The sequence below is a fragment of the Methylomonas sp. MS20 genome (assembly GCF_050275925.1).
GTDB lineage: Bacteria > Pseudomonadota > Gammaproteobacteria > Methylococcales > Methylomonadaceae > Methylomonas > Methylomonas koyamae_A.
The window spans coordinates 4,074,341-4,088,257 of record NZ_CP189962.1; the positions used below are offsets into that span (position 1 = coordinate 4,074,341).

Genomic DNA, 13,917 nt, shown 5'->3' on the forward strand with positions numbered 1-13,917 from the left:
GCCCAGACGATCAATCGCAACGTCCCCGGGGAGATAAACAAATTTAAAAGTTCCCAACCCATGTCTTAATCTTGGTAATTGGCAAAGCCGTAAGGCGAAATAAGCAGCGGCACCGTATGGATGCTTTTGCCGTCGTATTCAATTTCATATTAATCTCGGTTAAGCGCTTAACAACAAATCACCATGCATTAAAATAGCGAGATTTCAGGTGTGGTGGTAGCGACAGAATGCGGGCAAGAGCAATAGAATTGAACGAAAGCGAACGAGAGCAGCTCCAGCAAATTATCAAAAAAGGGAGCGATTGGCGAGAACGGGAGCGGGCACAGACCATTTTGATGTTAGCCAATGGCCAGACAGTCATTGCGATTGCAGAACAGCAAGGCGTGAAACCGGAAGCTATACGGGAGCGGCGGCGGAAGTGGTGGAGAAATGGGCTGAACAGTTTACCGGATCAACCCCGCAGTGGTGCACCAAGTAAATTGACTGACGCGCATCGATGCCGGCTCAAAGAATGGATCGATGCGGAACCTTTAAACTGCCGGGCATTGGTCAGTCGTCTAACGACGGAATGCGACGTGACGATTAGCGCCAGCACCTTGCGGAACGAGTTAAAACGGATGGGCTATGTATGGAAGCGCACCCGTTACAGTTTAAAAAAAAGCGTGATCCCGAGCGCTTCGAGCGGGCCCAACACGACATTGCCGCACTGATTCAGCAAGCGCAAGCCGGCGAAATCGAATTGGCCTATGTGGATGAGGCCGGATTTGCACCACAACCACCGAATCGTTCGGCTTGGACCAAAAGCGGAGAAGTTCATGCCATTACCGCTAAACGCGCGCAGCGGATGAACGTCATTGGCGCTTTGCTTTCATCGGGTCGATTAATGCTGACTAAGCTGTGGCAAAGCGTCAATGGTCTGTGGTTTTTGGGCTTTCTGATGGCATTGGTCCAACGCGTCAGCAAGCCATTGGTGGTGATTTTAGATAATGCGTCCATTCATACGGCCAAAAAACTGAAGCCGTATTGGGATTTGCTGGAAGAGAAAGGTATTCGATTTTATTTCCTGCCGCCCTATAGCCCTGAGTTGAATCGGATTGAATTGCTGTGGCATAAAATGAAATATGAATGGCTGCCATTCAAAACATTTATGCCGGATGAGCTTGAGCAGGCTATTGACGAAATTGGCCGAGGGTTTGGCTCACAATACACGCTAACTTTTTGCTAAGAGCTTATTGACATGATCTTGAGCATCCTCAGAGAAACGAAAATAGGGTCTATCATCAAAGTCGCTTTTTTGGGCACCATATTTACAGAAATCCATTTCAGCCAACTTTTCAAAAATCAAATAAACACGATCTCTTGCATCCTCATCAGCTTTCACATCAACAAGATTCCAGTCGATCATGTCTGGATAAACCATCAATTGAAAACGTTGCAACAAACCATCGTTACCTCCCTTAGAGGCTGAATTCAGATAATCAAGCAATTTATCAGGCTGAATACCCCCTAGCAGCGAAATGCAAATATTCCCAGCATAGGTCAGTCCACGCCCAATCTTAATATCTGTGCATGATTCATTACCATTCCAGGCAGTAAGAAAAAACGCTCTTTCCTGGGCCCCTTCCTTTTTGTCCCAGTGTACAAGCGACCCAGTTAGCTCGTCTTTATAAACTAATGTACCGCGCTCATTTGTCACATGAAGGTAAGCCAAACTTTGATGGCTGGAATCATTTACAACAAAAATTCGCGGACCAATTTGTTTGTTTAATTTCAACTTGAGCTGGACCAACGTATTCTTAAGTTGCTCAATGTCTTCAACTGACTCTGTATCGTCGTCAGAGTCAGGGGGGTTATCCAACTCTTTCTCTATCTCATCGATTTGACGTGAAATCTCATTTTTTTCAAGTTCATCTAAGAGTTTCTGTTCCTCGTAAAGTTGAAAGTATTGTTTTTGTAAGCGTTTAAGTAAACTTAATGCTTGGCCCATACTTGGCGATTTCATCATCAAGCTCGGAGGTCCGATACAAATAGCCCAAAGATTAGGAATCACACTCCAATTATCAAGCTGTTTAGGACGAACCGAACACCCACTACCTATGATAGAGCCAATAGCTCCTACCAGCGAAACGGCTACGAAATCCATCGGAGTTTGCATCCGATAGCTCGTATCTTTCACAAACGCTCGTAAGGGCTCGGGAAGCATTTTTTCAGCGAAAGGTTTAACTGGCAGCAAGTCAGAGTCTGTTAATGCGGTCGGCTCTAACCAATCAGAATCATCGGCTGCACCGGAAAGCCAACTTTCCGGCACATCTTCAACTTTATCCAATAGTTTCGTTATACGCTTCCTTAATGAAGCGATACGATCTTCATTGAATTTACTGTATCCATCCCAATCAGATTCATAACTTTGGATGTAATCAACAATATCGCCAGATTCAGGAGAATTCGGTAATCGCAGAATCTTGATTTCGATGTCGGGATTTACTTTCTTGAGCAATTGACAAACATCTTTTGCATACTTTTCGCCAGGTTCATCGTTATCAGGCATAACAATAACTCTATTGATATTTTCAAATGGTGACCAGTCCGCTTTTTTCGCACCATTCGCTCCCCCAATTGAAGTAACGGTACAATATCCGAGTCGATTCATAGTCAATGCACATTTTTCACCTTCAACGATACAGACTGTGTCAGCATCAGCCAATGAAGCCAAATGGTGTAGCCCATACAATGGTGTGGGGTCTAGATCGATACCAGGCAACCATTGGTTAGCTTTCCGTTTAAAGATCGGAATAACATCTTTGTTACCGTCGTCGTCTTCGTATCGTACGGTATACCCAATTATTGTTTTGTCCGGATTTTTATAGGTCCATTGGTAAACACGATTTTTTCCATTATAAATATCAGGGATCGCCATACTCATAGCAACCCCCAATCAGCTTGCAGCTTTTTCAACGCATCGACAAAGCTTAAGTCGTAGTGCTGCTTGGTAAACGCAATAATATCGCTACCCTTGGCGCCGCAAGAGAAGCAGTTGAATGCGCCACTGTTAACATTGACGAAAAAACTCCCCGCTTTACGATCATTATGAAATGGGCAAAGACCTGCTTCATTCCAATCGTAACGATCAAGCTTTATGTTTCGCAGCACCGATTGATAAAAAATCGTCGGTGAGATTTCATTTTTTATTTTTTCTGCATTTAGGCCGGGGCGGAATTTAGACATAACTCCCCCGTTCAGCTAAGTCAGAAAACCAATCGTTAAACCTACTCTCATCGATGAACAAGTTGCCGTTGATGTTGATAACAGCGCCAGATTTAATCAGCCCATTCGCCGCGGCATTTGCGATCAGTTGAGACAGGTAAAATGATTCGTTGTTGTATGAGTAGTATTCGGCTTCACTGACTACTTCGCTAGTTTCAATCCTAACACGGTGAACTATTAGTTCATCTTCAAACACCTCATCGTCCGTGTTGAACACCAAGGTTGGTCCATATTCATAATGACCAAGCATTTGAACAACCTCGCCATCTTTGGTTGATAATGTTTGGCTAAATATCAGTGGCATCCCCCCCCGTATCCTGGCGGGCATATCAAGAACCGAGATGCCCAGTCTTTCGGAGAATTTGTTAATGGCTTCTTGTATCGAGAGCTTGTATTTTTCCTGTAAGAACTCTAGGAAATTTATACCTTTCTTATGGCAACACTTCGTCAAAAAAGCTCCAGTACCCGTGTGAATACTGGATCTTCCATCAGGATGACCACAGTTGAATGCGCAATGATCAACGCTATTCCATGAGTTAGCCTTCAGCTTTTGATTTTGATTTTGATTTTGATTTTGATTTTGATTTTGAAACTCATGCTGATACAGCTGGTGATTATCGGCTATTTTTAGGGCAATTTTCGATTGAATGGAGACTGGAACTGTTAGTTCAATCATTTTGCACCTCCTTGGTTTCGTGACCCAACCCAAGCGAAAAACTTGTCTTCATTGATCAGAACCTTACGACCAATACGGACGATAGCGCCGGATTGTGCCAAACCGTTGATATGTTCATTAAAGATTAAAGCTCTAAGACCTCCGTTGGTGAAGGCAGGGTGTTTTGTTGAAAACTGGTTTACTGTTGATAAAGTAGGCATATCTAATGCTCCTCAAATCATCGCAACATCGCGATGCCGGCTATTGTTATGGCGCTTTTTTCCCGGTTTTTTGAGGCGACGAATAGGAACTGAACAGGGAAGTCTATGGGGATTTTTTGGTGATTTTCGCTATTGACAGGTTTTCCGGTGTTTCAATGAAAATGCTAGTTTTGGAGTCTGACGCACCGGTGTATTTGACCGACATTCATACCGACATCGACCAACAGGTTGACTTGAATCGCGCGGAAAATTCGGATTGGCCTTGTCGCACGGGGTGCGAAGGCTGTTGCCACCGATTGGCGGAAATCCCACAGCTCTCGGCTGCCGAATGGGCATTGCTGCAACAAGGCCTAGCCACACATTGCCCAAAGATCTGCAGCATAGTATTCGTGACCGCATCATCGCGATGGCTAAACAGGTCGACCGTCCCATCGTCTGTCCAATGCTGGATCAATCAACAGGAACATGCCGGGTCTATCGATATCGTCCTACCGCCTGCCGTACTTATGGATTTTATGTGCAACGCGATAAAGGGCTTTACTGCAAAGACATCGAAGCCGACGTGGACAGTGGCGCGCTGGATAATGTGGTATGGGGTAACCAGGATGCGATTGATCAACAATTGAAATGCAGTAAGCGATCTTTGAAGGACGCACTAGAACTGAAACGGACAATGACTTAACCGTTGGCGTGCGATTAGTCCGTTAGGGCGTCGAGATTCCAAGGCAACAGCGCTTCGAACTCTTCGACAGTTTTTGCGGTGGGAAGCTTTCGGAACAGATCGACCAGATAGGTGTAAGGGTCGACGCTATTGGCCTTGCAGGTTTCGATCAACGAGTAAAGATTAGCGCTGGCACGGGCGCCGGCCACCGTATCGCAAAACAACCAATTGCGGCGGCCCACCACGAAGGGGCGTATGGCGTTTTCGCAGAGGTTGTTGTCGATGGGCCAAGCGCCGTTGTCGACGAAGCGGATCAGTTTGGACCACTGCGATGACAAGTAATGCAAAGCCTTGCCCAGCAAACTACCGGGGATTACCGCATGCAGATGTTGTAGCAGCAGGGCTTCGATTTTGACCAAAACCGGTCGGCTTTGCTCCTGGCGCCGCTGCCCACGCTGTTCGACGCTCAGGTCTTCCGTCTGAGTTTCAATCGCGTACAGTTCACCCATCGCCGCGATAAACTGCGTCGCCAGTTGCTCCGGGCCGCGCGCGGCTTTAGGAATGGCGGCTTCGGCCTCGACAAAATAACGCCGCGCATGCGCCCAACAGCCGAGGTGAATCGCACCCCGGCTGGCTGCAATGGCGTTATACACCTCATAGCCGTCGCTCATCAGTACCGCGCCGGGTTTGATGCCTTCATACAACGGCTGCGCATGCGTTCCGCCGCGCCCCGGCGTGTAGCTGAACAGCCGAATCGGCGGTCCGGAGCCGGTCATTTGTGCCCACAGATAGCTTTTGCTTTGCGCGGCTCGGCCGGATTCTTTGAGCACTTGAACCACGGTTTCGTCGCCCAGGATCAGATCGGCATCGAGCAGATGGTCGCGCAGCAAGTTGATGATGGGTTGCACTGCGTCGCCAACCCGCACCATGCTAGCCGCCAGCGTGTTGCGCGACAGATCGCCGCCGAAACGGCTCAACAGCGCGGCTTGCCGATACAGCGGCAGGCTATCCTGGTATTTGGCGGTGACGACCCAGGCTAATGCCGTTTCGGTGAGTAAGCCTTTGGGGATGATGCGAACCGGTGCCGGCGTCACGCGAATGCTTTCATCGCAGCACGGGCAGGCATATTTGACGCGGTGATGTTGAATGACTCGCACCTGTTGCGGCACGATGTCGAGCTGCTCGCTGATTTCAGCGCCGATTTCCACCAGACGAGTACCGTCATGCGCACAGATGCGTTCGGCTTCCGCTAATTCATGGCGCACGATCTCACGCGGCAGATGCGGATCGAGCGGTTTGCGACCGCGTTTCTTACGGCGGTGACCGGCCACCTCGACCGCTTCGGGCGTGGCTTCCTCGGCGATTGGAGCACCGTTCGGCGCCAACACTTCGGCTTCGTTCAGGAACAGGTCGCGCTGGGCCGGATTGGCCCGCGCCTCGGATTTTGCGGCATACAGCCTATGCAGAAAGGCATCCACACGTTCTTTCAATAAATCCCGCTCGACCGTCACCAACCGCAGTTGACTCGCCAGCCGTTGCTGCTCGGCCAGCAAGGCTTGGTAGTCTTCGGTGGACAGCGTGATGGTGGGCGTCATGCCGTTATTTTACCGGCTTTACATCCGCGTTTCAGCCCACTTGGGTATAGGTTCGTGCCGGATGCGGCCGCATCGCGGCCAAGTCAATACCGGCTAACAACCAGTGGAGTTGCTCGACCGTCAACATCACAACTGCTGCCTCTTTCGGCCAGTGAAAACGGTCGGCTTCCAGCCGCTTGAGCATCAACCAAAAACCGGTGCGGTCCCACAACAGCAGTTTGATCCGATCCCGCCGGCGGTTGCTGAACACGTAGATGGCCGGCTCGAACGGATTCAAGCCTAATGCCTGCTCAACCAGCAGCGCTAAACCATTGATGGCCTTGCGGCCGTCGACCGGCTCGCGGTGCAGGTAGACCTTCAATCCTGCGTCGAAACGAAACATGGCAGCTCGGCCAACGCCTTCAAAATCACCGGCAGGTCGCTCAGTGCGACAGGCTGTAACGCGAGTTTAACGCCGTTGGGCAACTCCGCACTGAGCGCTGACTCAGCCGGTTTCTCTGCGCTCAGCGACTGAACGGGCACAAAAGCCGGCAACGTTAATGGACTGTTCGGATTCGGATGTCCTGTTTCTCGGTAATGCCCCATCCACTTGCGCAGCAGATTGGCATTGATACCGTATTGCAGAGCGATCTTGGCAACCGATGTGCCCGAATGCAAGCAAACTTTCACTAGCTCCCGCTTGGCTTCCGGATCATAAAGGCAACGGCCGTCTCGCCCGTGCCCCACGATTAATGGCCGCGATAATCGCGTGTTATGCTCCTTCATAGGTGTCCACCTGATTATAAGTGGACACTATCTTCGTTCCTTTCGAGCTGTTTATACAGATGCTGTTAAAGGACCGCTTACGAAATGCACTGGGGAAACACGCAAACTCACCGCATGGTTTACACCGATTGGAAGATCATGGAGAGGGTTGACAGTCGCCACCCAGGTTGCCTCAACACACCGGTTTCCCGATAAGGCCGAGGATAGCGTCCATGTCCGATTGCTGCTGCCCCAGTACCGCCAACAAAACCAAACAGACTTGCCCTGAATGCGGCTCCACGTGCAAAAGTGTCGGTAGGCCTACGCTTTACCATCAAGTCCGATTTCCAGAAAATCAGGCGCTCATCACTGACAGCTATTATTTTTGCCCGGCAAAAACATGTCCAATTGCCTACTTTTCCAACGCGGGCAACACCATTTCCAAGCAACATTTACAAAGCTATCAAGCGATTCAAAACGACACACTTTGTTATTGCTTTGATATTACCGCTGAGCAGTATGTAGCGGCATTAAAAGATCACCGGGCAGAACCAATCAAAGCATTTGTCATGCAACGTACTCAAGCCGGGGATTGCGCTTGTGAAGTTAGAAACCCATCAGGTCAATGCTGTTTAGGGCATTTCAAGCGTTTGGAAATCGAGCACAATACAGGCATCAAATAATCGCTTTGGTTTGATAAGCCTGCGTTTTACCCAAGTTATATATTCTGCCGACAGCGTAGTAATCGCTGCCATTGCATTACACTGGGCTAGAACCTGCTTACATTGAGTGCAAACCAATCATATTGCCTTCGGTATCCATAACCAACGAGATGAAGCCATATTCGCCAATCGACATCTTTTCTCGGTGTACCCTACCGCCATGTTTTTTTGCACGAGCCTCTTCAACACCGCAGTCTTCACAGTGAAAGTAGATGATGGTGGAGTTGCCGCCCGAAGAACAGCCTTCCAGTTTTACGAGTGCTCCCGTTGCCCCATAACTCTGTTGTTCACATGGAAATCCCCAGAGTTCAATACCGGAAAAGGGCGGTGATAATTCCCGCAGTTCAAGTTGAAAAACGCTTTCGTAAAACTGCTTGGCTCGCTCCATGTCTTGGACGTAGATTTCAAACCAGGCAACGGGATTGATAGCCATAGCATTACTCCTTAAAACTGAAGAGTTGAAACTGAAAGCTTATTGGCAATATTGAGATACTGAGCAGAGCCCAAGTCAAGCAGGCGCAGATTTTTGTAGCTGAGGTCTACTATTATCTGCGAATGTAGCTTCTTCCTTGGTAACAAATCCCACTTCATGGCCTTGTAAATCCACTCTGGCAGCGCCCGCCACCATGCATTCGCTGTAGCGTTTACCCTGACACCATTTTTTCAACGCAGCGCGAATGTCGTTCGCAGAAAGTCCAAGCTGTTCGATATGTTCCAGCAGGTCGTTATGGATGCCGATTTTTAACGGAATCTTAGCCAAAGGTTTTTTCGGAAATGCCAGTGGGAACTGTTTTTGCAGCAAGCCGATATTTCGCACGACAGGATCAACCGGTGGCCTGTTGTTTTTTTCAGCTTGTCGCTTACGCGCTTCTTTTTCAGCCGCCGCTTGTTTGGTTAATTGCTCTTTTAAAGCAGCAAGTTGTTCGAATGCCATAGTCAATGATTAAAACTTTGCAAGTTGATTGTCTTAGCTTACCGAAGCAACGGGGAATAGGCAAAGCCAGACCAGACCAGCAGACAGAGGTTCAGACAAAAGGTATATCGATCAGTTTTAATCAAGAATGACTATCTCAGATTCTTGGAAATAGAAAGCCTCCCATCAAACCAGTGGTAATGCTGAAAATGATGGCCAAGATGATGATAGCGGGTATCGATGCTAACGCCCATTTGACCATCAGCACCACGATGGAGAAAAACGGCATCTGTAAATCGACAACAATTACTTTCTTGGCTTCTTCTTCGCCCATAATCTTTACCCAAGAATTTGTTTGGAGGTCAGCGTAGCAGCAATTGACAATTCAAACTCGCGGTCGTGCGAGCAATGCATTTGAGATTGGTGAGCCTAGCGTTTAGGAGGATTTGTGATTTAGCGAGATTATTGTCGGAAGCGGGAAGAAAAGGGATTTGGCGGGAGTTGTAGGGATGGCGCGGGGTTGGGAGGATTTGATCGCATTTGCGCGGAAAAGAGATTTTGCAAAAAGTGGCGCGAAAATTTGGTGAACTTTAATGGTTGCGACAAATATCGCGCGAAAGCATCAGAAGCGTTTACCGGCCCATACGACGCGGCCGACGATTTGGATGTCGGCGGTGTTTAATGGGTACGGGCGATAAACGGGGTTGTCAGAGATGACTTCGAGTTGTTGGGCGTTGATGCGTTGCAGGCGCTTGATCAGCAAGCCGCCGTCGATGCGCAGGCAGTAAACGCCGTCTTCTATATATAAAGTGCGTGAGCGGTCCAGCATCACCACGTCTTTCTTGTGCAATGTCGGTTCCATCGAGTCGCCGGTCACGTGTATCAAGCAGCAATGATCCGGGTTTAGGCCCATTTCGCCGCGCATCCAATCACATTTGAACGCCAGCGTATCCACAATGGGTTCCTGGTCGATCTGGGCGCCGTGGCCGGCGCTGGCGTAAACGTCGTACAGCGGAATGTAGCAGTAGGCATCGGGATCGGGCGCTGTTGGTGCGTCTCCGCCGACTTTATAGCCGTTGGGTGACTCGGTAATGCAATCGGTTTTGCGCATCGCGCCTTCGCCAGTCGCCAACCATAAAAAATTTACATCTACAGCATTTGCCAAGGCTATCAATACCGGTCTAGTCGGCTCTCCTCCGTCGAAATACCGCCTAATCCCTGATTGGGATAATCCCGCCAGTTTCGCTAAAGCGCTAACGCTTCCCGCAATTTCTTGGCATTGTTCGAGCCTAGAAATAAAGCCATGATCAACAGATAGCTCTTTAGAGTTACTTGAAAGTTCCAGTTCTAAACTTTCAAGTTGTGTCCCGAAAGAGTCCAAGCCCTTTAAAGTTTTGTTAGTCATTGATTTTACAATTAAATAAGCCTAATAAAGCTAAAACAGAAAAAACCCAAACTTTAAAGCGCTAAATATTTCTTTATAGCGCTTGACTGCATAGCGTTATAGCGCTATTGTTTAACTCATGACGACGTTAAACACCGCAAAAAAAGCCAGTCATCAAGACTGGCACCCTGCCGATATCGTGGCCGCGCTGCGTAAAGCCGGATGGTCTCTGCGGAGCCTATCCAAGCATTACAAGCTGGCGGCCGGCACGCTCGGTCAGGCCATAAAAGTGCCGTATCCGAACGGCGAGCGATTGATCGCCGCCGCGATCGGCGTCAAGCCGAACGAGATTTGGCCGAGCCGCTACGACGCCGACGGGCAGCCGAATCGCGGCCGAAAATTACGCGGTTTTAAACAACAGTTTAACGCTCAAAACGAAAGCCGCAACGTAAAAGTTAACAGGGTCGATTGACATGCGAGACGCCCGCGACACTCAAACGCTAGACCTGTTTTCGATCCCTGAGCCCTGCAATTACGAGCCGGGCGAATGCGGCTACAACCGCGAGGTGGCGGAAATCGTGGGACGCATGTTGACCGAATCCGGTTTGGCCGACCGTTACGCGATCAGCGCGGACGTGTCGCGTTTGAGCGGCAAGGACGTGAGCAAGCACATGCTGGACGCCTACGCTAGCCCGGCCCGCGTGGAACACGCCCTGCCGTTTTGGCTGGGACCGGTGATCGAAGAGGTGTGCGGCTCGCACGCGTTGACCGACTGGCTGGTCGGCAAGCGCGGCGGCCGGGTGGCCTACGGCAAGGACGCCTTGAAACAAGAATTGGGCAAGTTGCACACCCTGAAAACCCAGGCAATGCGCGACCTGAACGCCAGGATTAAACATTTAGAAGCCCTATTGGGAGGTGAGTGATGAGTGAAAAAAATCCATTATTGTGCCAAGAGCAACGCAAGGTGCGCCGCGGTGAAATTACCGTTATGACAAACCGTTACTGGGCATCTGAATTGATTGCCTTCGACGGCATTAATGTAAGCGTTGTTTTCGATATTACAGATGCCAGCAAGGTCGTTATTTTGGACTTAGACGGAAAGTTTTTATGCCTCGCTTATCCGTCATGCGGTTTTTTTCCTGTTAGCTTTTTGACGCTTGCGCAAGAAAAGCGTCGTGCCGCGCAAGAAGCTCGCGTAAATAATCATACGCCGCAACCATTTGCGAATGCTCGCCCATTGCCTCCAGTTCATTCGCTTGAAGGGATAGATGTTTCATGCCCGCATTGCCAGGGGCTTGTTCGAGTAAATATCCAAGCATCAAAAGCATTGCCTCTTGCGTCTGATGCAGTTGATTTAGCTGTGATTCAAGATCAGTCACACGTTGAGTGAGTTCTGTCATGGAGAGTCCCCTGTGTTTTGGTTGGTTGTTAGCACTATCAAGCCTAGCACGGGCCAGACTCTCCGCCCATTTGAGCCATTTTGGAGGTAAGTGATGTTTGCCATCCGTCAAACCTATATCCATCACGTGACCGGCGAAAACTGGATTCGTGTGACGAAACGACGTTGGAAAACAGAGCGCGGCGCCAGGAAAGCGGCCGGCAGTATTGCCTATTCATGGGTCCACATGCCGGATGGAAAAACCAGAGTGGCCGAATCCAGCGCGGAAGTGATTGAGGCATAAGATGTCTGTCGCCCGCTACTACACCGCCAAACAGCTCGCCGGCCTGCCTGGAATGCCGAGCACTGTTGCGGGTGTCATATACAAAGCAGGTAAAGAAAACTGGCATCATCGCCAGCGCGAAGGGCGTGGCGGCGGTAAAGAATATTTGTTAGACAGCCTGCCGACCGAAACGCGCCAGCACCTGCGGAAAGCGATCGTCATGACCGAAACCCGCAAGACCGTGGCGGACGTGGTGGAAGCGATGGGCTTGGTGTTGCCGGAGACCGAAGCGCGGGATTGGCAGCGTGATCGGCGCGATGCGCGGTCCGGCGTGATGAAAGTGTTGAAAGACGATATGGAGCGGTTGAGTTGCAGCCTTGACGTAGCCTATGCCGGCTTGATCCGGGCGGCGTTCGATGGCGGCCCGCAATGCCCGGAATATCGGATGCTGACGCTGGCCAAGGACGCGAGAGGCCTAAAGGGTCTGGCGGAATTCCCCAACTTGCGCAGCGTACAGCGCTGGTTTGTCGCGGGCGATTTAACGCCCAAGGCGCGAACAAAAGACTTGATTTACCCGGCTTGGGCCGACGACTTTTTGGACGCCTATCGGCAACCGCAAAAGCCGAGCGTTGAGCAGTCCTATAGCGAGTTTTGCCGGCATTACGTGAGCCAGGATCGGCCGAGCATTCACCAAGTGCGGCGGTTCTTGGACAAGCTGCCCGCCGTGGTCCGCGAGAAAGGCCGGATGGGGTCTCGGGAATTGAAAAACATCAAGCCTTTCGTTAGGCGGACGTTTGAAGAATTGTGGCCGAACGACGTATGGAGTGCCGACGGCCATACCTTCGACGCCGAAGTGTGCCATCCGGATCATGGTCGGCCGTTTCGTCCGGAGATCACCACGATTATCGATATCGGCACGCGCAAAGTCGTCGGGTTTTCGGTGGGATTGGCCGAATCCACCTTCGCCACCATCGACGCCTTGCGGCATGCGATCAGCACGCACGGCGTGCAGGCGATCTGGTACGTGGACAACGGTTCCGGCTACGCCAACGAAACTCTGGAAAACGCCGGCATCGGCCTGTTGGGGCGGTTTGGGGTGACGGTTAAGCATTCCCTGCCCTACAACTCGCAAGCGCGGGGCGTGATCGAACGGGTGCACAAGAGCTTATGGATACGCATGGCCAAGCAGCTGCCGAGCTACATCGGCGCGGACATGGATCGGGAAGCCAAGCAGCTGAATTTTAAGCTGACGCGGACCGGCGATAAAAACGGCGTGCTGTATCTGCCCTTGAGCTGGGCCGATTTCATGCGCCGCTGCGAGGATGCGATCGCCGAATACAACAGCCGGCCGCATTGTTCGTTGCCGAAGTTTGTGGACAGCGAAGGCCGCCGCCGCCGGTATTCGCCCGCCGAATACTGGGCGATGAAAACCCAATCTATCGAAGGCTTTTCGCTGGTCTCGGTTGATCCAGCCGAGGCGGAGATGCTGTACAAGCCGCGCGTGCAACGCACGGTCTTGCGCGGCGAAATCAGCTTCCGCACCAATCGCTATTTTGCCCGGACCTTGGATGTGATGCACGGCGAGACAGTGAACGTGGCCTACGACATCCACGATCCGCAGTTTGTATGGGTGTACGACCTGGAAGGCCGATTCGTTGTTAAAGCCGAGTTTAACGGCAATGCCGAAGGCTATTTCCCGAAATCGGTCATCGAAATGGCCCGCGACAAACGCGCGGATGGCCGCTTGAAACGCGCCGAAGCGGCGATCGAAGAGATTGTGGCGGAACGCGACGGCGGCAACCTGCTGGAAGCCATCCCCGTTAACGAATTACCCGGCATGGAGATCATCGCCAAGAAGATTGAAATCCGGAACGAAATATCTCCCGGAATGGCGGCCACCATTCCGGAAGACGACCGCTCTCGCCATTTGTTTTGGCGGGAGTGGCAAAGCAAGGCCGCAACCGGGACGGCCATCCCGGACAGCTTGCGGCCGTTTATGAGCAGCTACCCGAATACCGCGAAATTTCGGTCTTGGGAAGCCTTTTTCAACGCCGGCAACACGACTCCGCACAGTGCGAGCGGTGGCGCCGGTTAAAC

At 50.8% G+C, this 13,917-nt stretch carries 20 protein-coding genes and 1 pseudogene; 9 read left to right on the forward strand and 12 right to left on the reverse strand.

The features are described from left to right. Positions 1 to 248 precede the first annotated feature (248 nt). Together ACQE3D_RS18155 and ACQE3D_RS18160 are read left to right on the forward strand one after the other, a co-directional pair. A complete protein-coding gene (locus ACQE3D_RS18155; protein ID WP_427550980.1) occupies positions 249 to 710 on the forward strand; it encodes a helix-turn-helix domain-containing protein in 462 nt (153 codons plus the stop codon). After that, a complete protein-coding gene (locus ACQE3D_RS18160; protein ID WP_427501179.1) occupies positions 629 to 1,225 on the forward strand; it encodes an IS630 family transposase in 597 nt (198 codons plus the stop codon). The genes ACQE3D_RS18155 and ACQE3D_RS18160 overlap by 82 nt, the downstream gene beginning before the upstream one ends. Here the strand turns inward: ACQE3D_RS18160 and ACQE3D_RS18165 are convergent. Genes ACQE3D_RS18165 through ACQE3D_RS18180 form a run of 4 tightly spaced genes read right to left on the reverse strand, consistent with a single transcriptional unit; the run spans position 1,211 to position 4,140 of the window. Further along, positions 1,211 to 2,923 carry a DUF3987 domain-containing protein gene (locus ACQE3D_RS18165; RefSeq protein WP_313729570.1) on the reverse strand — a complete coding sequence of 571 codons (1,713 nt, stop codon included), beginning with the start codon at positions 2,921 to 2,923 and terminating at the stop codon, positions 1,211 to 1,213. The genes ACQE3D_RS18160 and ACQE3D_RS18165 overlap by 15 nt on opposite strands. Next, entirely contained in the window at positions 2,920 to 3,225 is a 306-nt protein-coding gene (locus ACQE3D_RS18170) for a CHC2 zinc finger domain-containing protein (RefSeq protein WP_313729569.1), read from the reverse strand. Before ACQE3D_RS18170 ends, ACQE3D_RS18165 begins: the two co-directional genes overlap by 4 nt. Continuing rightward, positions 3,218 to 3,940: a hypothetical protein gene (locus ACQE3D_RS18175; RefSeq protein ID WP_427551147.1), complete on the reverse strand. Its 723-nt coding sequence runs from the start codon at positions 3,938 to 3,940 to the stop codon at positions 3,218 to 3,220. Before ACQE3D_RS18175 ends, ACQE3D_RS18170 begins: the two co-directional genes overlap by 8 nt. After that, positions 3,937 to 4,140 carry a hypothetical protein gene (locus ACQE3D_RS18180; protein ID WP_313729567.1) on the reverse strand — a complete coding sequence of 68 codons (204 nt, stop codon included), beginning with the start codon at positions 4,138 to 4,140 and terminating at the stop codon, positions 3,937 to 3,939. The genes ACQE3D_RS18175 and ACQE3D_RS18180 overlap by 4 nt, the downstream gene beginning before the upstream one ends. 328 nt (positions 4,141 to 4,468) lie before the next feature. Between ACQE3D_RS18180 and ACQE3D_RS18185 the strand changes: the two genes are divergently transcribed. Further along, positions 4,469 to 4,822, forward strand: a complete 354-nt coding sequence (locus ACQE3D_RS18185; protein WP_313729566.1) for a YkgJ family cysteine cluster protein — start codon at positions 4,469 to 4,471, stop codon at positions 4,820 to 4,822. A gap of 14 nt (positions 4,823 to 4,836) precedes the next feature. On the opposite strand, the gene tnpC is transcribed toward ACQE3D_RS18185, so the two are convergent. From tnpC to ACQE3D_RS18200, 3 genes are read right to left on the reverse strand one after another with little or no spacing between them, the layout of a single operon-like run. Continuing rightward, the gene (tnpC, locus tag ACQE3D_RS18190; protein ID WP_313728405.1) at positions 4,837 to 6,396 is read right to left on the reverse strand and encodes an IS66 family transposase; all 1,560 of its coding nucleotides are present in this window, start codon (positions 6,394 to 6,396) and stop codon (positions 4,837 to 4,839) included. A gap of 31 nt (positions 6,397 to 6,427) precedes the next feature. Next, positions 6,428 to 6,778, reverse strand: coding sequence for an IS66 family insertion sequence element accessory protein TnpB (gene tnpB / locus ACQE3D_RS18195; RefSeq protein ID WP_313727828.1), 351 nt, complete (start codon positions 6,776 to 6,778; stop codon positions 6,428 to 6,430). Further along, positions 6,754 to 7,161, reverse strand: a complete 408-nt coding sequence (locus tag ACQE3D_RS18200; RefSeq protein WP_231883784.1) for a transposase — start codon at positions 7,159 to 7,161, stop codon at positions 6,754 to 6,756. Before ACQE3D_RS18200 ends, tnpB begins: the two co-directional genes overlap by 25 nt. A 212-nt stretch (positions 7,162 to 7,373) precedes the next feature. On the opposite strand from ACQE3D_RS18200, the gene ACQE3D_RS18205 reads away from it, so the two are divergent. Further along, positions 7,374 to 7,823, forward strand: coding sequence for a putative iron-sulfur cluster-binding metallochaperone (locus ACQE3D_RS18205; protein WP_313729565.1), 450 nt, complete (start codon positions 7,374 to 7,376; stop codon positions 7,821 to 7,823). A gap of 97 nt (positions 7,824 to 7,920) precedes the next feature. Here the strand turns inward: ACQE3D_RS18205 and ACQE3D_RS18210 are convergent, their stop codons facing one another. From ACQE3D_RS18210 to ACQE3D_RS18230, 5 genes and pseudogenes are all read right to left on the reverse strand, one after another. After that, positions 7,921 to 8,295 carry a VOC family protein gene (locus ACQE3D_RS18210; RefSeq protein WP_313729564.1) on the reverse strand — a complete coding sequence of 125 codons (375 nt, stop codon included), beginning with the start codon at positions 8,293 to 8,295 and terminating at the stop codon, positions 7,921 to 7,923. A gap of 75 nt (positions 8,296 to 8,370) precedes the next feature. Next, the gene (locus ACQE3D_RS18215) at positions 8,371 to 8,796 is read right to left on the reverse strand and encodes a ProQ/FinO family protein (RefSeq protein WP_313729563.1); all 426 of its coding nucleotides are present in this window, start codon (positions 8,794 to 8,796) and stop codon (positions 8,371 to 8,373) included. Between the two features lie 136 nt (positions 8,797 to 8,932). Next, positions 8,933 to 9,109 carry a hypothetical protein gene (locus ACQE3D_RS18220; RefSeq protein ID WP_313729562.1) on the reverse strand — a complete coding sequence of 59 codons (177 nt, stop codon included), beginning with the start codon at positions 9,107 to 9,109 and terminating at the stop codon, positions 8,933 to 8,935. Positions 9,110 to 9,397: 288 nt separating this feature from the next. Beyond that, entirely contained in the window at positions 9,398 to 9,886 is a 489-nt protein-coding gene (locus tag ACQE3D_RS18225; RefSeq protein WP_427551769.1) for a S24 family peptidase, read from the reverse strand. A 30-nt stretch (positions 9,887 to 9,916) separates the two neighbouring features. Then, positions 9,917 to 10,180: pseudogene (locus ACQE3D_RS18230) on the reverse strand (helix-turn-helix domain-containing protein); the annotation flags it as partial. A 118-nt stretch (positions 10,181 to 10,298) separates the two neighbouring features. On the opposite strand from ACQE3D_RS18230, the gene ACQE3D_RS18235 reads away from it, so the two are divergent. The 5 genes from ACQE3D_RS18235 to ACQE3D_RS18255 all read left to right on the forward strand — a co-directional run bounded on the left by ACQE3D_RS18235 (position 10,299) and on the right by ACQE3D_RS18255 (position 13,915). Beyond that, a complete protein-coding gene (locus ACQE3D_RS18235) occupies positions 10,299 to 10,631 on the forward strand; it encodes a helix-turn-helix domain-containing protein (RefSeq protein ID WP_427551149.1) in 333 nt (110 codons plus the stop codon). A gap of 1 nt (position 10,632) precedes the next feature. Beyond that, positions 10,633 to 11,082 carry a hypothetical protein gene (locus ACQE3D_RS18240; protein ID WP_427551150.1) on the forward strand — a complete coding sequence of 150 codons (450 nt, stop codon included), beginning with the start codon at positions 10,633 to 10,635 and terminating at the stop codon, positions 11,080 to 11,082. Next, a complete protein-coding gene (locus ACQE3D_RS18245; protein WP_427551152.1) occupies positions 11,082 to 11,549 on the forward strand; it encodes a Mu transposase C-terminal domain-containing protein in 468 nt (155 codons plus the stop codon). The genes ACQE3D_RS18240 and ACQE3D_RS18245 overlap by 1 nt, the downstream gene beginning before the upstream one ends. A 103-nt stretch (positions 11,550 to 11,652) precedes the next feature. Next, complete coding sequence (locus ACQE3D_RS18250; protein ID WP_427551154.1) at positions 11,653 to 11,841, forward strand: hypothetical protein; 189 nt, start codon at positions 11,653 to 11,655, stop codon at positions 11,839 to 11,841. Position 11,842: 1 nt separating this feature from the next. Continuing rightward, entirely contained in the window at positions 11,843 to 13,915 is a 2,073-nt protein-coding gene (locus ACQE3D_RS18255; protein ID WP_427551155.1) for a DNA-binding protein, read from the forward strand. The last annotated feature ends 2 nt before the right edge of the window (positions 13,916 to 13,917 follow it).